This is a genomic window from Paraclostridium bifermentans (genome assembly GCF_019916025.1).
GTDB classification, from domain to species: Bacteria; Bacillota; Clostridia; order Peptostreptococcales; family Peptostreptococcaceae; genus Paraclostridium; species Paraclostridium bifermentans.
Genome location: NZ_CP079737.1, coordinates 2,831,723 through 2,852,055 on the forward strand (window position 1 = coordinate 2,831,723; position 20,333 = coordinate 2,852,055).

24 protein-coding genes are annotated in these 20,333 nt (G+C 29.6%); 6 read left to right on the forward strand and 18 right to left on the reverse strand.

Features of this window, described 5'->3' with window-relative positions; genetic code table 11:
- Nucleotides 1–7: 7 nt before the first annotated feature.
- The gene (locus KXZ80_RS13685) at nucleotides 8–730 is read right to left on the reverse strand and encodes a YebC/PmpR family DNA-binding transcriptional regulator (RefSeq protein WP_021428503.1); all 723 of its coding nucleotides are present in this window, start codon (nucleotides 728–730) and stop codon (nucleotides 8–10) included.
- Between the two features lie 157 nt (nucleotides 731–887).
- Nucleotides 888–1,643 carry an NAD(+) synthase gene (nadE, locus tag KXZ80_RS13690; protein WP_021431773.1) on the reverse strand — a complete coding sequence of 252 codons (756 nt, stop codon included), beginning with the start codon at nucleotides 1,641–1,643 and terminating at the stop codon, nucleotides 888–890.
- Nucleotides 1,644–1,751: 108 nt separating this feature from the next.
- On the opposite strand from nadE, the gene KXZ80_RS13695 reads away from it, so the two are divergent.
- The gene (locus KXZ80_RS13695) at nucleotides 1,752–2,120 is read left to right on the forward strand and encodes a sulfite exporter TauE/SafE family protein (protein ID WP_021428490.1); all 369 of its coding nucleotides are present in this window, start codon (nucleotides 1,752–1,754) and stop codon (nucleotides 2,118–2,120) included.
- Complete coding sequence (locus tag KXZ80_RS13700) at nucleotides 2,120–2,497, forward strand: sulfite exporter TauE/SafE family protein (RefSeq protein ID WP_021428429.1); 378 nt, start codon at nucleotides 2,120–2,122, stop codon at nucleotides 2,495–2,497. Before KXZ80_RS13695 ends, KXZ80_RS13700 begins: the two co-directional genes overlap by 1 nt.
- A gap of 49 nt (nucleotides 2,498–2,546) precedes the next feature.
- Here the strand turns inward: KXZ80_RS13700 and KXZ80_RS13705 are convergent, their stop codons facing one another.
- The 4 genes from KXZ80_RS13705 to hflX form a co-directional block, all read right to left on the reverse strand.
- A complete protein-coding gene (locus KXZ80_RS13705; RefSeq protein ID WP_021431772.1) occupies nucleotides 2,547–3,185 on the reverse strand; it encodes a YigZ family protein in 639 nt (212 codons plus the stop codon).
- A gap of 98 nt (nucleotides 3,186–3,283) precedes the next feature.
- Nucleotides 3,284–3,712 (reverse strand): NUDIX domain-containing protein, encoded by a 429-nt coding sequence (locus tag KXZ80_RS13710; protein ID WP_021431771.1) that lies wholly within the window; start codon nucleotides 3,710–3,712, stop codon nucleotides 3,284–3,286.
- A gap of 112 nt (nucleotides 3,713–3,824) precedes the next feature.
- Nucleotides 3,825–4,490, reverse strand: a complete 666-nt coding sequence (locus KXZ80_RS13715; protein WP_021428486.1) for a HEAT repeat domain-containing protein — start codon at nucleotides 4,488–4,490, stop codon at nucleotides 3,825–3,827.
- An 8-nt stretch (nucleotides 4,491–4,498) separates the two neighbouring features.
- Nucleotides 4,499–5,782 carry a GTPase HflX gene (gene hflX, locus KXZ80_RS13720; protein WP_021431770.1) on the reverse strand — a complete coding sequence of 428 codons (1,284 nt, stop codon included), beginning with the start codon at nucleotides 5,780–5,782 and terminating at the stop codon, nucleotides 4,499–4,501.
- 97 nt (nucleotides 5,783–5,879) lie between these two features.
- Here hflX and KXZ80_RS13725 point away from each other — a divergent pair, with 97 nt between their 5' ends.
- Nucleotides 5,880–6,146 (forward strand): cysteine-rich small domain-containing protein, encoded by a 267-nt coding sequence (locus tag KXZ80_RS13725; protein ID WP_021428445.1) that lies wholly within the window; start codon nucleotides 5,880–5,882, stop codon nucleotides 6,144–6,146.
- An 81-nt stretch (nucleotides 6,147–6,227) separates the two neighbouring features.
- On the opposite strand, the gene KXZ80_RS13730 is transcribed toward KXZ80_RS13725, so the two are convergent.
- From KXZ80_RS13730 to KXZ80_RS13745, 4 genes are all read right to left on the reverse strand, one after another.
- Nucleotides 6,228–6,872, reverse strand: a complete 645-nt coding sequence (locus KXZ80_RS13730; protein ID WP_021431769.1) for a TIGR01906 family membrane protein — start codon at nucleotides 6,870–6,872, stop codon at nucleotides 6,228–6,230.
- A 14-nt stretch (nucleotides 6,873–6,886) separates the two neighbouring features.
- A complete protein-coding gene (gene abc-f / locus KXZ80_RS13735) occupies nucleotides 6,887–8,437 on the reverse strand; it encodes a ribosomal protection-like ABC-F family protein (protein WP_021428418.1) in 1,551 nt (516 codons plus the stop codon).
- A gap of 133 nt (nucleotides 8,438–8,570) precedes the next feature.
- The gene (locus KXZ80_RS13740; RefSeq protein WP_021428398.1) at nucleotides 8,571–9,281 is read right to left on the reverse strand and encodes a zinc dependent phospholipase C family protein; all 711 of its coding nucleotides are present in this window, start codon (nucleotides 9,279–9,281) and stop codon (nucleotides 8,571–8,573) included.
- Between the two features lie 96 nt (nucleotides 9,282–9,377).
- A complete protein-coding gene (locus KXZ80_RS13745; protein WP_021431768.1) occupies nucleotides 9,378–10,193 on the reverse strand; it encodes an N-acetylmuramoyl-L-alanine amidase in 816 nt (271 codons plus the stop codon).
- A gap of 154 nt (nucleotides 10,194–10,347) precedes the next feature.
- Here KXZ80_RS13745 and KXZ80_RS13750 point away from each other — a divergent pair, with 154 nt between their 5' ends.
- Both KXZ80_RS13750 and KXZ80_RS13755 read left to right on the forward strand, forming a co-directional pair.
- The gene (locus tag KXZ80_RS13750) at nucleotides 10,348–10,662 is read left to right on the forward strand and encodes a hypothetical protein (protein ID WP_021431767.1); all 315 of its coding nucleotides are present in this window, start codon (nucleotides 10,348–10,350) and stop codon (nucleotides 10,660–10,662) included.
- A 160-nt stretch (nucleotides 10,663–10,822) separates the two neighbouring features.
- The gene (locus KXZ80_RS13755) at nucleotides 10,823–11,776 is read left to right on the forward strand and encodes a SpoIVB peptidase S55 domain-containing protein (RefSeq protein WP_021431766.1); all 954 of its coding nucleotides are present in this window, start codon (nucleotides 10,823–10,825) and stop codon (nucleotides 11,774–11,776) included.
- 19 nt (nucleotides 11,777–11,795) lie between these two features.
- Here KXZ80_RS13755 and yunB read toward each other — a convergent pair whose 3' ends face one another.
- Both yunB and tyrS read right to left on the reverse strand, forming a co-directional pair.
- Nucleotides 11,796–12,494: a sporulation protein YunB gene (gene yunB, locus KXZ80_RS13760; protein WP_021431765.1), complete on the reverse strand. Its 699-nt coding sequence runs from the start codon at nucleotides 12,492–12,494 to the stop codon at nucleotides 11,796–11,798.
- A gap of 41 nt (nucleotides 12,495–12,535) precedes the next feature.
- Nucleotides 12,536–13,756 carry a tyrosine--tRNA ligase gene (gene tyrS, locus KXZ80_RS13765; protein WP_021431764.1) on the reverse strand — a complete coding sequence of 407 codons (1,221 nt, stop codon included), beginning with the start codon at nucleotides 13,754–13,756 and terminating at the stop codon, nucleotides 12,536–12,538.
- A 192-nt stretch (nucleotides 13,757–13,948) separates the two neighbouring features.
- Between tyrS and KXZ80_RS13770 the strand changes: the two genes are divergently transcribed.
- The gene (locus KXZ80_RS13770; RefSeq protein ID WP_021431763.1) at nucleotides 13,949–16,696 is read left to right on the forward strand and encodes a transglycosylase domain-containing protein; all 2,748 of its coding nucleotides are present in this window, start codon (nucleotides 13,949–13,951) and stop codon (nucleotides 16,694–16,696) included.
- Between the two features lie 43 nt (nucleotides 16,697–16,739).
- On the opposite strand, the gene spoVAE is transcribed toward KXZ80_RS13770, so the two are convergent.
- From spoVAE to spoIIAA, 6 genes are all read right to left on the reverse strand, one after another.
- A complete protein-coding gene (spoVAE, locus tag KXZ80_RS13775; protein WP_038284810.1) occupies nucleotides 16,740–17,096 on the reverse strand; it encodes a stage V sporulation protein AE in 357 nt (118 codons plus the stop codon).
- Nucleotides 17,097–17,114: 18 nt separating this feature from the next.
- The gene (gene spoVAD, locus KXZ80_RS13780; RefSeq protein WP_021431761.1) at nucleotides 17,115–18,128 is read right to left on the reverse strand and encodes a stage V sporulation protein AD; all 1,014 of its coding nucleotides are present in this window, start codon (nucleotides 18,126–18,128) and stop codon (nucleotides 17,115–17,117) included.
- A 15-nt stretch (nucleotides 18,129–18,143) separates the two neighbouring features.
- The gene (gene spoVAC / locus KXZ80_RS13785; protein WP_021431760.1) at nucleotides 18,144–18,581 is read right to left on the reverse strand and encodes a stage V sporulation protein AC; all 438 of its coding nucleotides are present in this window, start codon (nucleotides 18,579–18,581) and stop codon (nucleotides 18,144–18,146) included.
- A gap of 85 nt (nucleotides 18,582–18,666) precedes the next feature.
- On the reverse strand, nucleotides 18,667–19,431 hold the full coding sequence (gene sigF / locus KXZ80_RS13790) for an RNA polymerase sporulation sigma factor SigF (protein ID WP_021431759.1): 765 nt from the start codon (nucleotides 19,429–19,431) through the stop codon (nucleotides 18,667–18,669).
- Nucleotides 19,432–19,441: 10 nt separating this feature from the next.
- Complete coding sequence (spoIIAB, locus tag KXZ80_RS13795) at nucleotides 19,442–19,876, reverse strand: anti-sigma F factor (protein ID WP_021428483.1); 435 nt, start codon at nucleotides 19,874–19,876, stop codon at nucleotides 19,442–19,444.
- The gene (gene spoIIAA / locus KXZ80_RS13800) at nucleotides 19,869–20,225 is read right to left on the reverse strand and encodes an anti-sigma F factor antagonist (protein ID WP_021431758.1); all 357 of its coding nucleotides are present in this window, start codon (nucleotides 20,223–20,225) and stop codon (nucleotides 19,869–19,871) included. Before spoIIAA ends, spoIIAB begins: the two co-directional genes overlap by 8 nt.
- Between the last annotated feature and the right edge of the window lie 108 nt (nucleotides 20,226–20,333).

Genomic DNA, 20,333 nt, shown 5'->3' on the forward strand with positions numbered 1-20,333 from the left:
CCTTTTTTTATTCTTCTATTTCCCAGTTATGAGCTATAGATTGAACATCATCATCATCTTCTAGCATGTCTACTAATCTATTCATGAACTTTAATTGTTCTTCTTCTGTTAATTTAGTAGTTGTTTGTGGTAATAATTTAACTTCTGCAGATATAAAGTTATATCCTTTACCTTCTAATTCGTCTCTAACAGCTTGGAAATCTTCTGGAGAAGTTACTACTTCAAATCCATCTTCTTCAACTATTAAATCTTCAGCTCCAGCTTCTAATGCTATATCCATTAACTCTTCTTCAGATACATCATCAGTTGCTTCTATTAATATTTGACCTTTTTTATCAAACATAAATGAAACGCATCCACTAGTTCCTAAGTTTCCACCATTTTTATCGAAATAGTATCTAACATTTCCTGCTGTTCTGTTTTTATTGTCAGTTAAAGTTTCTACTATTACTGCAACTCCTCCTGGTCCGTACCCTTCATAAACTATAGTTTCAAAGTTTTCGTTGGCTCCACCACCAGCACCTTTAGCTATAGCTCTATCTATATTATCATTAGGCATATTGTCTGCTTTAGCTTTATCTATTGCTGCTTTTAGTGTTGCATTGTATTCTGGATTTCCTCCACCTTCTTTAGCTGCAACTGCTATAGCTCTTGCATGTTTTGTAAATATTTTTGCTCTCTTAGCGTCTTGTTTACCTTTTTTGTTGATTATGTTTCCTATACGTCCCATAATTCCACTCCTTGCTATGTAAATTAAAATAAAGTTGCGTTATGCTTATATTTTATATAAGGATATTTAATACGTAATATAACTTTACTATATAAATTTTTTGTAAGTTATACTATATATACACCGTAATTTTAGCATAAAACATTAATTTAGTAAATTAGAACTTAGGCGGTGCTGCTGCCGTATGTCTTTTATGTTCACTAATTCTATGAAGTCTTGCTATTATATCTTGGTCTTTTTGAGGAACTTTTTCTATTTCACCTTTTACGACAGCATCTATCATATCATAGCTTGTACCCATTTCATTTTCATCAGTTTGACCTTCCCAAAGCCCAGCTGATGGAGCTTTATTTATAACATCATCATGAACACCTAAAGCTTTAGCCCATTCATATACTTCTCTTTTTGTTAAGTTTGCTAGAGGAACTAAATCAACTCCTCCATCTCCATACTTAGTAAAATACCCTGTATGAATTTCTGCTGCGTTATCAGTTCCTACAACTAAATACCCTAAATTATTTGCAACTGTATATACTGTACTCATTCTTATTCTAGCTCTTAAGTTAGCATCACTCATTCTATCATTATTTTCTTTATAAAGTCCCTTGTTTTTTAAACCATCAGTAACTTTATTATATATTCCAACTTGTTCATCCGTTAAATCTAAGTCTAAATACTCTATTTCGCAACCATCTATTACTTTAAGTGCATCTAATCTATCTTGTGGATTACTTTTTATGCTCATAATTACACCCATTGAATCTTTTGGAAAAGCTTTTTTTATAAGGTAAGCGACTACTGCCGAGTCTATACCCCCAGACACACCTACTATTAAACCATTAGTATTTGATTCTTTTACTTTTTCTCTTAACCAATCTATTGTTTTATCTATTTTAAAATTTATATCTGTCATTATACTTCCTCCTTACATTTTATGGATAACCCAATTATATCAGATATTTTTATTTTAATTAAATATAATTTATGCTTTATGTTAAAAATAATTCAAGAAGGTGATATTATGGAAAAAAAATTTTTAAATTTTAATATTAAAAATTCATTTATAGGTTTAATAACAGGCTTTATAAACGGTGTTTTTGGGTCTGGTGGTGGAACACTTCTAGTTCCTATTTTAAATAATATTTTAAAAGTAGAAGAACATAAGTCTCATGCTACAGCACTTGCAATAATATTATTTTTAACAACTACAAGTTCATTTATATATGTTTCTCAAGGTACCTATGATTTAAATACAACTCTTAAAGTTGCTGTAGGAAGTATCGTTGGAGGTATTGTTGGCGCTAAAATACTTTGTAAGTTAACTGGAAGATTCTTAAGAATATCTTTTGGATCTATAATGATTATAGCGGCATTAAGGATGGTGTTTTAATGTTTCTTGTTTTACTTGGGTTTTTTTCTGGAATAATAGGTGGTATGGGTATGGGTGGCGGTACAATATTGATTCCTGCATTAATATTATTTGCAAATATTGATCCTAAAATAGCTCAAAGTATAAATTTACTTTCATCCATACCTATGACTATATTCGCTTTATTGATACATATAAAAAATAAAAAGGTTATTTTAAAATTAGTAATACCAATAGCCTCATTTGGTATTTTAGGAGCCATATTTGGATCTTTTTTAGCAACATACCTATCATCAGAAGTTTTAAAAAAAGTTTTTGGAGTTTTTTTACTTGTAATAGGCGTTTTGGAAGTTAAAAAAGGCATTTTTAATCCAAATAAAAATAAATGTGAAAAGTAACAAAAATACCCAAAGTTTAATTTTTCTAAAATTAACTTTGGGCATTTGTTTATAGTATCACTTGTCCATCTTTTTCTGATAAGTAGAATTCTTCTCCTATCGTTATCTGTGCTGTAGCACTTGTTATATCATTAATTCTTTCTATAATAGCTTCTTTTTCATTTGCCCTTGAATATACTATTATCTCTACATTATCTTCGTAAATAGTATCTTTTATAAAGTAACCCATATTCATTACTTCATTTTGAACTTTTCCAAGTTGATTGTAATCTATTTTTACTTTAACTTCTTGATACATTATTTTTTCTATTATTTTTCCTGCTTCAAGACCTATTTTAGCTCCTTTTGTATATGCCCTAACAAGTCCTCCTGCACCTAACTTTATTCCTCCAAAATATCTAGTAACAACAACTACTACATCTCTTAAATCTTCTTTTTTTATAACTTCTAACGTAGGTATACCTGCTGTTCCCTGTGGCTCACCATCATCGCTATATCTTTGTATATTCATACTTTTTCCTACAGTATATGCCCAAACATTATGTCTTGCATCTTTATGCTTTTTCTTTATTTCATTTATAAATTCAACAGCTTCTTCTTCTGTTTTTATAGGTTTAGCGTATCCAATAAATGTAGACTTTTCTATTGTAATTTCATCCGTCCCAAATTCATGCAGTGTTTTATACATCTAGTTCCTCCTTAGCTTGTTTATATACTAATTATAGTATAAATAAATAGAACAAGGCAAATGCCTTGTTCTATAATTTAAGTACGAATAATTAAACCTTAATTATTCATACTATTCTTTTTTAAATCTTTAAATTTTCTGTAAGAAATTTCTACAAGAGATTTTTCTTTATTATGAGCTAACATATCTAAAGCATCCTTAACCTTAAAAAAACCAGCTTCTGTAATATCTTCATCATTAATGTTATACTCAGTGTTGTCGCTCTCCATTATGTACCACATTATAGCGTTACATACTTTTTGATGTCTAGTTTTTGAGTAAAATTCATACATAGTATCTCCTGCCATATCTAGAACTTTAGCCTCAACCTCAACTTCGTCTTTAACCTTTTGTGGAGCTACTTCACTAGCGATATCATTCTCGCTTATTTTTCCTTTAGGAATAGTCCATTCACCTTTGTCGTTTTTTACTATTAATACTTTGTTTGCATAAAATACTATACCACCTGCACAACGTCTTAGTATCATAATTAGACTCCCCCTACTAAACCATATTTTCACACCAAGATGTGGAGTTACACTACTTTAGTAATTTCTTTTGTTACTCCATTATATGTTAAATTTATATTGTTTATGTTATCTATTGAGGAGTTTTTTCTAATTGATTTATAGTCTCTTCATACGCCCTAATAACATAATTTTTTTCAAAATTATTTTTATTTTTAAGCTTTTGTAATATAACTAAACTATCTTTATTCCCTATATTTGCAAGTGCCTTAGCGCAGTATTGTCTAGTTTGAGCATTTGAATCGTAAAGCCCTTTATGAAAAATTTCCCTACTTTCTACAGATGATATTTTTCTAAGAGCTGAGTATGTTATTCTTCTTACATCTGAGTGTCTATGATTTGTAAGCTGATGTAGAATTTTTAAAAATCTATCATCATTTAATTCCCCAGTTGCCCATATTAAAATCATAAGATCTTCTGCATTTTTCTCTATCATAATTCTTTTGTATATTTTTCTTTTAAAATCCAATAATTTTTCGTCATTTAAAGAATTCATCAAATCTATTCTTTCATCTTTGCCTAACTCTAAAAACTTATCTAGAATATCTTTAGATGATTCTATTTTACTTTTCATTAAAGATTTTATTTCTATTTTAGCTTTTATTAATTGTTCATTTATTTCTTGAACTTCAATATTTCTTATTTTACTTATTTGAGATACTGTCTTAGACTCTTTGTACAGAAGATATGTTATAAAATGATCTTCTAGATTTTCTATATTATCCCAAGATATATTCATTTAACTACCTACTCATTTATTATATAGCTTTTATACATATTATAATCTTCTTCATCTAGGTCGACAGTTAACTCTATTCCATTTTCTACATACTCAAATTTTTCAATATTGTATTTGTTTTTCAACTTATTAAATACATCACCTTTATCATATGGAAGTAGTAAATTTACTTTATACGTATTTTCCATTAGTGCATTTTGTATCATATCTATTAATTTATCCATATTAATACCTTGTTTAGCAGATATATATACTGTATTTTCTTGGTTTTTAGGATAAATATCAAGGTCTAGTCTATCAATTTTGTTGTAAGCCATTATTGTTGGCTTATCATTTGCATCTAGTTCTTTTAAAACATTTTTAGTCGTATTTTCCTGGATTTCAAAACTATCATTAGTCGCATCTACTACATGAACTATTAAATCTGCATAATGTACTTCTTCTAATGTAGCTTTAAACGCCTCAACTAAATCATGTGGCAATTTACTTACAAATCCTACTGTATCTACAACTAAAAACTCTCTTTTATTAGGAAGTAATGCTTTTCTTAGAGTTACATCTAAAGTTGCAAATAGCATATCTTTTGATAAAACTTCTTTTTCAACACTATAATCTTTGTGTGTTTTGATAAGCTCATTCAACAGTGTGGATTTCCCTGCATTTGTATATCCTACTAATGCAACAATAGGTATATTAGACTTTAATCTTTGTGCTCTTTGCGTATCTCTGTTTTTCTTAACATCTCTAAGTTCTTGTCTTATATCTGCCATTTTATTCAAGATATGTCTTTTATCAACTTCTAACTTTTGTTCTCCTGGTCCTCTTGTTCCAATACCTGCCCCAGTTCTACTCATTTCTCCACCCATACCATACAGTCTAGGCATTCTGTATTTTAACTGAGCCAACTCAACTTGTAATTTACCTTCTTTGCTTAAAGCTCTTTGTGCAAATATATCTAATATTAAAGTTGTTCTGTCTATTACTTTTCTCTGAACTAATTCTTCTATATTTCTTATTTGGGCTCCAGATAATTCATCATTGAATATAACAACTGTAGCATCTAGAGATTCACAATAAGCTCTTATCTCTTCTACTTTTCCTTTTCCTATATAAAAAGCAGCCTCTCTGGCTGGTCTATTTTGAATTATGCTTCCTACAACTTCTGCTCCAGCAGCTTTTGCAAGTTCTTTTAATTCTGCCATAGATTCATTAATATCTATATCATCAACTTTCTTTACATTAGTAGTTATATTTAATCCTACTAACAATGCTTTTTCTACTATTTTATCCATTGAAACACCTCATTTAATATACTTTTTTTTATTATACCACTATTGTAATTTTTTAGTATAATTATATTAAAACTCTAAATAATTAGGAGGTACAAGTATGTCTGAGAATTATAAATTTTTTAGAAATGATAAATGTGAATACTTTCCTTGTCATAAAGTAAGTAACCCCGATAATTTCAATTGTCTATTTTGCTATTGTCCTTTATACGCTTTAAAAGATGAATGTGGTGGTAACTTTAAATACACAGATGATGGAATAAAGGATTGTTCTTCTTGTCTAGTTCCTCACAACAAGAAAAGTCATGATTACATAATGAGCAAAATAGGAGATATACTAAACCTAGGTAAAAAACAACCTAAGTAAATATATTTTTAAAAGGAGTGGTAACTACCACTCCTTTTTACACTTAAGAAGTACTTTATTAATATACTTTCTATAAGATTTTTAGCGACATGAGCGACGCAAATTTTTTATTGTTTTTTTATAAATAAATAACATTAATATACTTATAGAAAATATAATCCCTAATATCAAAATTCCTTCATGAAGGAAAAATTCTGCAGGCAACATATTTATTACGGGATCTATTGTCGGGTCAAATATCCAATAATCATTATTGAAAAATAATTTATGAAACATCTCAAAACTTTTTTCAAAATTTATAATAATTGGGATAGCTATTAAAATAGGCAGTGTTATCAATGTCCATGCACTATATTTTAATACATCTAAGTTTTTGCATTTAAAACATATATATGCGCCTATCACAACTAATATTAAAGTTATTTTATTTATTATAGCTAAGTTTTGAAATATATTTCGAACTTCTTCAAAGTGAATTGCACCTTGTGTCGATGACTCTAATGTCGGCAATTTAAAATCCATTTTTTCATTACTAGTATTATAGTCTATTAAGTAATCATAATTTAGCTTTATTTCTTCTTCATTCATATCAATTAATATAGGTATTTTCAAATAGCTTATATCAAAATAATATATTTGTTTAAATTTAACAGTAAAGCTAACAACCGAAGTTATTATAAATAAACTTAATGCTAATGATATTAAAAAACTTAAAATTCTATTCATATTATTATCCTATATTATACTATTTTAGTTGTGAAATCCTCTATATTCCATACATCATCCACTATATCTTCATAGAATTCAGGCTCATGTGATACTAAAAGTACAGTTCCTTTAAATTCTCTTATAGCTTTTTTTAGTTCATCTTTGGCTTCTACATCTAAATGGTTTGTAGGCTCATCTAAAACTAAAAAGTTTATTTGTTTTAACATTAATTTACATAATCTTACTTTAGCAGCTTCTCCTCCACTTAAAACTCTCATTTGGCTTGTTATATGATCGTTTGTAAGTCCACACTTAGATAATGATTGTCTTACTTCAAAATTAGTAAGACCTGGGTATTCTGCCCATATTTCATCCATTGGAGTGTTGCTGTTTTCTCTTGAACTTTCTTGTTCAAAATATCCTACTTCTAGATAATCACCTAACTCAACTTTTCCATCAAAAGGCTTTATTATTCCTAAAAGAGTTTTTAAAAGAGTAGACTTTCCTATCCCATTCATACCTCTTAAAGCAATCTTTTGATTTCTCTCTAATGTAAAGTTAAGAGGTTTTGTTAGTGCTTCATCATATCCTAATACTAAATCTTCAGTTGTGAATACGAATCGACTAGAAGCTCTTGATTCCGTAAATTTGAATGTAGGCTTTATCTTTTCCTTTGGTCTTTCTAAAATTTCCATTTTATCAAGTTGTTTTTGTCTACTGTTTGCCATACCACGAGTTGCAACTCTAGCCTTGTTTCTAGCAACAAAGTCTTCTAATCTCTTTCTTTCTTCTATTTGCTTGTCATAAGCTTGTTCTTCTTGTCTTTTCTTTATATCTCTAAGTCTTTCAAATTCATCATAGTTTCCTTTATATCTATTAAGTTCTCCGTTTTCCATATGGTAAATTACATTACATGTATCATTTATGAACGGTACATCATGTGATACTAATATAAAACTATTTTCATATTCTTGTAGATATCTTGTTAACCAAGCTATATGTTCTACGTCTAAATAGTTAGTAGGCTCATCTAATATAAGTATTACAGGGTTTTCTAAAAGTAGCTTTGTCAGTAAAACCTTAGTTCTTTGACCTCCACTTAAATCCGTTACATCTTTATCCAGACCTATTTCTCCAAGACCTAATCCATTAGCAATTTCTTGTATTTTTGCATCAATCATATAAAAACCACTATTTTCTAAAATAGTTTGAATTTCTGCAGTACCTTCCATTAACTTTGTCATTTCATCTTCGTCAGCTTCACCCATTTTATCGTACATAGATATCATTTCTTGTTCTAAGTCAAACATAGGTTTAAAAGCATCTCTTAAAACTTCTCTTATTGATTTTCCTTTTGTTAATACTGTATGTTGGTCTAAGTATCCTACCGTTACTCTCGATGACCACTTTATATTTCCAGCATCTGGCATAAGTTTTTTTGTTATTATATTTAAAAATGTAGATTTTCCTTCTCCATTTGCTCCGATAAGAGCAATATGTTCGCCCTTTCTAAGTCTAAACGACACATTTTCAAGTATAGTTCTTCCACCAAATCCATGGCTAACATTTTCAACAACTAGCATCTAAACACCTCTTCTAATTTTATTATCTATAACATAATATCTTCTTTTTTTAATCTAATCAAGTAATACAAATATTTTCATGTATTTTACCATATATTTAGTAATGAATAAAGCCCTCTTGTTAGAGAGGGCTTTATTCATTACTAAATATATCATCAAAAAACATTGTCAAAAATCCAGCTGTTGTTTTTTGTGCTAATGGTAAACATTTAGTTGATAACATATAAAACTTATTTTTTAAATCATTTACATTTTCATACATTTTATCATAATTCATAGCTTGAGTTGCATTATAATTAATATATTCTTCTACACTATTTTTTTGAATCATTCCATCTTTTGCTCTTAATCTTGGTATAGACATGTAATTATTTTTTATATACACTTCAAATTGCCTATGATTGTCTAAAAGCTTTCCTTTAGCATGTTGAGGTATAGTTAAATCTTGAAGTACATGGCATGCTGCTCCAAAGTAAAATAAACTGAGTTCAAACTTATCTAATGCAAAAAACTTTAAAGCTTTATTATAATACTTATTTATTAAAGTAAATGCATTCTCTTCATATCCAAACTTTCCTCTTTTTACATATGGATTATAAAAGTGATGATAACTTTTAAAATCCTGATCTGCCCATATTAACCCTTTGTTTATTTGAGGCAAATATGCTTTAAAAAACTTATATTGTGTCATGTATCCTTCATTTTTCAATATTTCTAATGCATTTGCTTGTATAAAAATATGAACTTCACAATCTGTAGTTATTATACTTTTTTTTACTGGATTTACTACTTTAAAAGTTCCTGTTAAAGCTTTTCCATAAACATTTTCTATTCTTTTTCTCATCATAATCACCTGATAGTTGAATTTACAACCTAAATTTTATTTCGATATTAACAATATATTACTTTTTTTAATATTTGTTAACCTTTATATTTATTTTTAATTCCTATTTTCTGTATCTTTTAAGTATGTTTCTAATCCATCTGCTACACTTTGCATCATTTTTCTTTGATATTCAGGGTTAGACATCATCAGGTCTTCATTATAATTACTCATAAACCCCATTTCTATTAGAACTACAGGAACTTTAGACCAATTAAATCCAGTTAAATCATTTCTTTCAAATATTCCATTTAATTGTATGTTTTCTTTTATTAATGCATCTTTTATATTCAATGCACACTTATTACTTTCTTCAAAAATTTTAGATGTATATTGTCCATCTTTTTGAGGAATCAAAATAGATGCACCAGTTTTTCCGGAATTATCTAAACTATCCGCGTGAACTCGTATAACCATATCTGCATTTTTGTCGTTAGCTAATATAGCTCTTTCTGCATTACTTATATTTATATCATGACGCTCTCTTGTCATTACAACATTATAACCTTTATTTTCTAAAATATGCTTCAAAACGATTGATGCCTCAAGGTTTAGCTTGTATTCAGGTTTTTTAGTTGCTACTCCAGTTGCTCCAGATGAAACTCTAGCTTTTTTAGAACTTGATCCAGGAGCCACTGGCTCTAAATTAGGATCTCCTTTTTCTTGATGCCCTGGGTCTATACATATTGTGTATTCACTATTATTTTTAACTCGTTTATTATCATCATCTTTTTTATTTTCTTCTTCTTCAGTTATATTGTTTTTGCTTATAAAATTGGTAGATTTATATAAATTTTTTGCTGGGTTTGATGTTCCTATAAATATAACGCCTATAGCTATTATAGCAACTATAAAAAGTCTATAATTTTTCATGTCTATCTCCTCTCTCTAGTAAAGTATATATATAATTTAAACAATAGGCTTTGTTTTTATGTAAGTTAATGCTAATTACAATTAATTTATTTTATAGTTGTTTGTATTTAAATAGTCTCATATACATTTTATATACACGATTTTGGAGGTTAATATGTCTAAAGTAAATAGAAGCAACAATGATAAGTCTAGACTTTGCCGCTTTGGGTATGTAGATTATATAGTTTTAGCATCTAGTTTAGCTATAGCTGTTGCTGAAGAAGTAAATGCAACTGATTTAAATATACTCGCCAGTTTTTTTGCTACTTTTTCAGATGAGCTTGCTTTAATAGCTTCAGTTAAACAAGGTTGTTCTCCAGATTCAGACTCTGATAATGATGAAACTACCTTTGTCCCTCCAATACCTGCTACAAGTGGTTCTAGATCTAAACCTAAGATAAAAAAAAGAAAAAAATATAAAAAAGTTTAAATCACCTAAAATACTTAATTTTAGGTGATTATTTTTATATTTTGAAAACAATGGTTTTATTGTGTCTGTTTTCTACGGATTAAAATTTTTATCCTGCACAATCTAATATTAAAGAAGCACCATTAATCATCACAGACTCTATCAGAAAGAAGGTGTTTTAATGAATCTAAAAAAGTGTTTTTTAACAACATTTTTAATATATTTTCTGTCAATAGGATTTATTTATTCAGAACCTACAACAAAAAATGATTCTAATTATTTAATACCTATTGGTAACATAACGCAAATAGATGCTGAATTACAATATCTTATGGTTAGAAATAATTTTACTGATTCTTCATTTAAAGTAGGAGATTCATTAATATCAATAAATAATAATGAGATAAATAATTATTCAGATTTTTCTAGTTTGTTAAATACATTATCAGAAAATGAAAATGTTAAGGTCAAAGTATTAAGAAATAACGAAAAGTTAGATATTGATACTAGTAAAGAAATTTTGGAAAAAATAAATTTCAATAATATAGTATCTGGATTTGCTACTTTGACATATGTAAATCCACAGAACAATAATTTTGGAGCAGTTGCTCATCCTATAAGTGTCGGATTTAATAAAAATTTACCTATTAAAAATGGATATATATCTTCAACCTCTAATTTAACAATAGATAAATCATACAAAGGGACTGTAGGATGTATAAATGGCGAAAAAAATGAATTTATAGGAGATTTTAAAGATAACTCTAATTTCGGAATAAAAGGAACTGTTCATAAGCTAGATTTATCAAAATTTAAACAATATAAAGTTGCTCAATTAGGAGAAGTTAAAACTGGAAAAGCTTCAATTCTTTTACAAACTTCAAATGGAGAGCCTACAGAATATGAAATTAATATATTAAATATAAAGAAACAAAGAAGTCCTGAATCAAAAACTTTTAAAATAGAAATTGTAGATAAAGAACTATTACAATTAACTGGAGGTATAGTTCAAGGTATGAGTGGTACCCCAATAATACAAGATGATAAAATTATAGGTGCCGTATCTCATGCAATTGAAAATAACCCGTCTACTGGATATGGAGTATATATAGGTTGGATGTTAGAGGGAGAATAATCTCCCTCTTTTAATTTAATTAATTTGATTTATTTATGTTTTTATTAGGCATTACATTAACTATATCTTTCTCTGGAACATTTACATAGCTTTGTGGAACATCTCCTACAATTACAGTTTCGCATATAGGAATTTGAGTTTTAACTTCTTTAGTAGATGTTGTAAGCGGTACTACTACTTTTACTTGTGTTTTTGCTTTTAAGTATATTCTATGCCTTGTTTGATTTATTCCTGAAGACTCAAAATCAGTTCCAAAGTCTACATATACATTTCCTATAGGTTCTATAGATACTTTTATTTTAGGACCATACTTTGCTAAAAGCGGACTTCCAAGAGCAGTTCCTATAGGTATATACGTGGACGTTGTTTTAATTTTTTTCATTTCTGATTGTATTTCTAGTGCAACTTGTGAAGCTATTTCATTCATAGCTATAGAATTAGCTTGCATCATTGTTATTTTACCATTTTCTCCAGTCTTTACATTTATTAAATCTTCATACTTAACGCTATTATCTATAACACTTGCAACAGCTTTATTTATAGATTTATTAGCAAGTTCTTCTGCTTTTGTTTCTGCTATAACCGTAATAGTTGGTCTCAATTTATTATCTATGTATACAAATGTTCCTATTAATGTAGATATTAAAAATATTATTATAAACATTATTATATTCTTTTTAATTTTTTGTTTTCTTCTTTGAACTAATATTTTTTTCATAAAAAGCCCCCCTTACTATATTATGTAAGGAGGGCTTATAATTACTTGTTAATTATTATTTTTGCAAATTTTCTTTTTCCTACTTGTATTATATCTCCAGTTTGTAAAGCTATTTTGTCATTTTCAACTTTTTCACCATTAAGCTTTATTCCACCTTGCTTTAATAATCTTCTAGATTCACTTGTAGATGGAGAAAGCTTTAATCCTGTAACTATCTTTGGTATAAAGAATAAACCTTCTTCAGCCTCTTCCATAGAAACTCCCATTTCAGCTATATCATCTGGAATATTCTTTTTTTGGAATACAGATTTAAAATATTGCTCTGCTTCTAATGCTTTTTCTTCTCCATGGTATAGTTTTACAACTTCTTTAGCTAATTTCATTTTTAAGTCTCTTGGATTTACTTTATCTTGTTCTATATCAGACTTCATAGCTTCTATTGAGTCAGGATGTTCATCTGTAACTAACTCAAAATATCTTATTATTAATTCATCTGGAATAGACATTGTTTTTCCATACATATCATTAGGAGCTTCGCTTATACCAATATAATTGCCTAGTGATTTGCTCATCTTCTTAACTCCATCAGTACCTTCTATTATAGGCATTAATAAAGCAATCTGAGGCTGTTGATCATACTCTTTTTGAAGAGTTCGTCCCATTAATATATTAAACTTTTGGTCTGTTCCTCCCATTTCTATATCAGCTTTTATTGCTACTGAATCATATCCTTGCATTAATGGATAGAAAAATTCATGTATTGATATAGATTGATTTGAAGCAAATCTTTTCTTGAAATCATCTCTTTCTAACATTCTCGCAACAGTATACTTAGATGCTAAGTTAGCAACATCCATGAAATTCATAGTTTGTAACCACTCGCTATTGAATTTTACTATTGTTTTTTCTCTGTCTAATATTTTAAATATTTGCTCTTGATATGTTCTTGCATTTTCTAAAACTTGGTCATGAGATAGTTGCTTTCTAACAGCTGACTTTCCAGTTGGATCTCCTATCATACCTGTTGCATCACCTATTATTATAACTACTTGATGTCCTAAATCTTGGAATGCTTTCATTTTTCTTAAAACAACAGTATGTCCTAAGTGAATATCTGGCGCAGAAGGATCTAATCCTAACTTTATTGTTAATGGCTTATTTTCTTTTGCCGATTTTTCTAACTTTTTAACAATATCTTCTTCAGAGATTATTTCAGCTGCCCCTTTTTTAATTATCTTCAATTGCTCATTTATTTCAATCATATGTACACCTCACACATATTTTTTTTATACTTAGTTAAAAATAATTAATATTGTATCATAGTTAAATGTTAAATTCAAATAGCCAACTAACACCACGACTAATTAATTACATAATATTCATTTTTATCTATAAAATACAAAATTATTCGCATATATGATATAATATATTCTTATAGTAAGGAGGTTAATTTCATGGGAAATGATAACAATGACAAAAACAAAATACGTAGAAAAAAAGTTAGCTCCTCTAGTACTAAACCTACTGCCTCGTCGAGGAAATCGACTAAAAACAGTAGTCAAAAAACTAAAAGTATTTCTAAATCTTCAAAAAAGGATAAGTTTAAAATATTTAGAACTGTAGGTGTTACACTTTTAGTTATGTTGGTATTAGGAGTTGCAGTTTCAACTGCACTAGTATTTGTAGCCTTAAAAGACGTAGAGCCTGTGACAAAAGCTGCTCTTGATAAAAAAGTTAATACAGTTACAGAACTTTTATATAGTGATGGATCTTTAATGGGAAATCCTCCGACAGATAATAAAAAGATTCCTATATCTATAAAAGATATGCCAGCTCATCTTCAACATGCACTTGTATCTATAGAAGATGAAAGATTTTATGATCATAATGGTGTAGATTTTAAAGGGCTTGCTAAAGCCACTCTTATAAATATATTTACATCTTCTTCTCCTGGAGGAAGTACTCTAGATATGCAGGTTTCTAAAAACTTACTTACTTCTAGTGAAGTGTCTGTTGTCCGTAAAATTAAAGATATTTACTATGCTTTAGAAATGGATAAGACACTTAACAAGAATGAAGTTTTAGAACTTTATTTAAATAGTGCATACTTTGGAAGAGGTGCTATAGGTGTTGAAGCTGCTGCAAATGCATACTTTAATAAACATGCTAAAGATCTTTCAGTTGCGGAATCAGCTATGATTGTTGGTATAACTCAAAATCCTAATAAATATGCAGCTTATAACACTGCAAAATTAACAGGTAATGAAACTAAAGACGAATTAAAAGGAAAATTAAAATTCTATTTAAAGAGTGATGGTTTTGATGAACCTACTAAAGTAGAATCAGATATGGTTAATAAACTTTATGACTGGGGTCTTATACCTGATGATGATACTTTTAGAGAATTAAAAAAAGGTAATATGGTTTGCAGAAAAGTCGAGTTAAACCCTAATGCTAAAAAAAGACAAGAAACAGTTTTAATGAAAATGTTAGAACTTGGTTACTTAACTCAAGAAGAACATGACAAAGCTGTTGCAGAGCAAATAAATATACAATTACCTAAACCATCTAAAAAACCAGCTTCGTCAGTTGAAGACCTTATAGAAACTGATGTTATAAATAGTCTTATAACTCAAGGATATACTGAAACTGAAGCTAATACATTGTACTTTAATGGTGGTCTAAAAATACGTACTACTATAGATAAAAATATGCAAAGTGACTTAGAAACTGAATTTAATAATAGAGGTAACTTCCCAGGTACTGAAATTGGACCTGATGGAATTCCTCAACCTCAAGCTGCCATGGTAGTTTTAGATTATAGAACAGGTAAAATAAAAGCTTTAATTGGTGGTAGAGAAATCAAAGCTAGAAAAGTTTTAAATAGAGCTACTGAACCACATCAACCTGGTTCTACTATAAAACCATTATCAGTTTATACTCCAGCCATTGATAACGGAATGAATCAAGCAGACACATTTAGCGATGCACGTGGCGGATATAAATTCAAAGAAAATAATAAATGGAACCCTAAAACTACTACATCTGGATCTGGTGATATGACAATGCGTAAAGCTTTAGCTTATTCATCAAATACAATAGCAATAAAAGTAGCTGAACAACTTGGTTCAACTTACAATGAAAGTGTTGACGTTATGCTTGATTACCTAAAGAACTTCGGATTATCTGATTTAAAAGATGGTCCTGGTGGAGCTGATAGAACATTCCCTGCTCTTACTCTAGGCGGTATGACAAAAGGAGCTTCTCCACTTGATATGGCTGCGGCTTATGGAACTTTAGCTAATGGGGGAACTTATGTTGAACCTATAACATTTACAACAGTTGAATCATCAGATGGTCAAGTGTTAATACAAAACACTCCAGAAGAACATAAAGTTGTAGACCCTGAAGTTGCATATGTTCTTACAGATATGCTTAAAGCTGTTATTACAGAAGGTATTGGTGGAGCTGCTAAATTTGGTGATATGCCTGTAGCTGGTAAAACTGGTACAACTAATGATAACAAAGATGCTTGGTTTGTTGGATACACACCTTATTATGTAGGTGCTACTTATATAGGTGATGACTATAGAATTGATCCAACTACAAAAGAAACTATCCCTCGTAGAGGTGTATCACACGGAAGTGGAACTTCTGCTAAATTATGGTCTAAAGTAATGGATAAAGTACATGATGGCCTTGACCCAATTGATTTTAAAAAAGCAAGTAATATAGAATTTTACAATATAAACTTATTGAATGGTAGTATAGTTCCTAAAGGAGCTTATAACGCTGGTATGGCTGCTTTCATAAAAGGACACATACCTACTACTCATTCTTCTTATACACCGCCACCAGAGACTACAACGCCTCCTGCAGAAGAAGAGAATAAACCTGAAACGGAAACTCCTTCTCCAGAAAATCCAACTCCAGAAAACCCTAATCCTGGAGATAATGGAAATAATGGCAACAATACTGGTGGTAACGAAAATAATAATCCAGGTACTGGTACTAACCCAGGAGCTGGCGGTGGAAATACAGGTGGTGGTACTGGAACTAATCCAGGTACAGGTACCGGTGGAGGAACAACAGGTGGTGGTACTGAGGTAACTCCTACTCCGCCTCAACAAGGTAATAACAACCAAACTTCACCTACTCAAACCACTCAAAAACCTAATACAGCAGCTAAACCAGCTGCATAAAAAAAGAACTATATGAGTTAAATCTCATATAGTTCTTTTTATTTTATGGCTTAGCCTTTGGGGTAAATACAACGGCCATTATATATCCAAAAAATATAGCTGCTGTTATGCCTCCTGCAGTTGCAGTTATACCACCTGTAAAAATACCCATAAATCCATCTTGTTCTATTGCTTTAACAACTCCATTATATAAAGAATATCCAAACCCTATTATAGGAACAGTTGCTCCAGAACCTCCAAACTCTACAATAGGCTGATATACACCTAAAAAGCTTAATATTACTCCACTTGTTACATAAGTAACCATTACATATGGTGTTTGTAATTTAAAGTAGTCCATTAATACCTGAGCAATTAAACATATAGTTCCGCCTACTAAAAACACTTTAAGATACTCTATAAGCACTTCTTACACCTCCTATTCATTTTCTATAACTACAGCATGAGCTACACTAGGTATGCTCTCTTTTTGCAATGTACTTGTGGGTGATAATAATGCCCCTGTTGAAACTAACATAACCTTATTAAATTTTTTAGATTTTAACATTTTATAAATATATCCATTGAAAACAGATGCTGAACATCCACATCCACTTCCACCACAATGAACATCTTGATCATCTAAATTAAAAATTTCTACTCCACAATCAGTATAAACTTTAGATATATCTAATCCTTTTTCTTTTAATAAGTCTATAGTTATTTGCATACCTAATTTACCTAAATCACCTGTTGCAATCATGTCAAAACTATTTGGATCATCTTTTGTATCTACAAAGTAAGAGTATATCGTGTCTATAGCAGCTGGAGCCATAGCTGCACCCATGTTATTTGCGTCACTTATCCCTTTATCAATTACCTTTCCTATTGTTATATACTTAACCTTTGGTCCTTCTCCATTGCTAGATATCAAAGAGCAACCAGATCCTGTAACTGTCCATTGTGCCGTCATCGGTTTTTGATTTCCTAATTCTAATGGAAATCTAAATTGTCTTTCGGCAGTACAGTAATGACTTGATGTCGCTGCAACTACTAAGTCAGCAAATCCTCCATCAACTAACATCGACCCTAATGATAAAGACAGCGCCATTGTAGAACATGCTCCATAAACTCCTAAAAATGGTATGTTTACTTCCCTAGCTGCAAATGATGTTGATAAAAGCTGATTTAATAAATCACCAGCAATCATATAATCTATATCATCTACAGACTTATTTCCATTTTTTATGGCGTTTTCTATAACTGTTTGAACCATCTTGCTTTCTGCAAATTCCCAACTTTTTTCTCCAAACAAATCATCGTCTAGCTTCATATCAAAATATTCTTTAAGAGGCCCATTCGCTTCTTTAGGTCCCACTATTGATGATGTAGATATTATAGTTGGTCCATTCTCTAATTTAATAGTCCTTTTTCCTATCCTATTTCTAGCCACCTATATATCCCCTTTCTATATGACAAATTTTATTATGTAGTATATTAACCCACATAACACAGATGAACCTATTCCATAAACTAAAACAGGCCCTGCAATCTTAAATAAATTTGCTCCAACACCCATTACATATCCTTCTCTTTTGTACTCCATAGCGGGTGATACTATAGAATTTGCAAATCCAGTTATTGGAATAATAGATCCAGCTCCTGCTCTTTTGCCAATTAAGTCATACACTCCTAACCCTGTTAAAAATGCACCTACAAAAATCAAAGTCATAGATGTTGCTCCAGCTGCTTTCAATTTATCTAGTCCAAAATTCATATAAACATCATTTATAGCCTGTCCAATTACACAAATTACTCCACCTACTATAAATGCTAATATATAATTTTTTGCATATGTAGGTTTAGGACTTATTTTATCAACATATTCTTTGTAATTTTTATCCATATTCTGACCTCCTATTTAATCAAGCTATATATTGTTATTATTTAACAAAACAAAAAAAATAAACCCTTAATTTAAGGGTTTATTTTTATCCTATATAAGTCTTTAGTTTTGATAATACTTTTTTCTCTATTCTAGAAACTTGTACTTGAGATATATTTAAAAGTTCTCCTATTTCACTTTGAGTCTTATCTTCAAAGTACCTAAGCATTATAATCTGTCTTTCTCTTTTATCTAATTTTCCCAATACCTCTTTTAATAAAAGATTATCTATAACTTTATCTTCTTCATCTTCACCTTTTAGACTTATTTTATCAATTAGGCATATAGGTGCTCCTTCTTCTTCATGTATTACTCCATGTAAATATTCCACAGAGAAATTTGATTCTAATGCCATAACCAATTCTTCTTTATCTACTCCTACAACTTTTGCTACTTCCTCTATAGTAGGTTCTCTTCCTAATTTTTTAGTCAGAACTTCAGTCTGAGTTTTAGCTTTTATTGCTACTTGTTTTAAAGATCTCGAGACTTTTATCATTCCATCATCTCTTAAATATCTTTTTATTTCTCCTAAAATCATAGGTACTGCATATGTAGAGAATTTAACATTAAATTTAGGATCAAATTTATAAATTGATTTTATAAGTCCTATTGACCCTAATTGAAATAAATCATCTCTTTCATACCCTATATTTAAAAATTTAGATACAACACTTCTAACTAACCCTAAATTACTCTCTATCAGTATTTCTTTTGCTTCTTCATCCCCATTTTGTACAAGATGTATTAATCTTAAAGTCTCCTCATGACTAAGCAATCCCTTTCTTTCTTCTTTATTGGCAGTTATCCCCATAACAAAACCTCTATTCTATATTAGATGAATCTATTTTCTTTTTCATAATAACTTTAGTTCCCTCGCCCTTTTTAGAAGAAACAGTTACTTTATCCATGAAACTTTCCATAACGGTAAATCCCATACCAGATCTTTCTAATTCAGGTTTCGATGTATACAATGGCTGCATGGCCATATCTAAATCTTCTATACCATTTCCAGTGTCTTCTACTGTGATAGTTATTTCTCTATCTTCTATTTCACATCTTATATTAACAAATTTAGTTTCATCTTCATCATATCCATGTATTATTGAATTAGTTACAGCTTCAGATACCGCAGTTTTTATATCTGCAATTTCATCTAATGTAGGATCTAACTTAGCTGCAAATGATGCAACTATTACCCTTGCAAAACTTTCATTTTCTGATCTTGCCGAAAATTTTACTTCCACAATATTATTCATTTGCAACGCCTCCTAAAAAAGAACTTAAAGCATCTTCATAAGTGTCATGAATTTGTATGATCTTATTCATTCCAGATAAATCAAAAATCTTTTTTACTCTTGAATTTAAATTAATTACAGCTACCTTTCCACCCTCACTAGATATTTTTTTGTATCTACCAATAACTACTCCAATACCTGAAGAATCCATAAAATTCATATTTTTAAAATCAAAAACTATATTCTTGATTTGCTTATCTTGTATAACATAATCAATCTCTTCTCTTACTTCATTTGCAATATGATGGTCTAACTCTTTACTTAAAAACTCAACTTTTAAGTTTTTATTGTCTAAAGAAAAATTTATCATTAGCTTCCCCCTCCTATCGAATTTAAAAATGATACTTTTTATTCAATTCTATAAATCAGATTATTATCCTTCAACGAAATTTAAATAGTTTTGTTTTATTGTATCAAA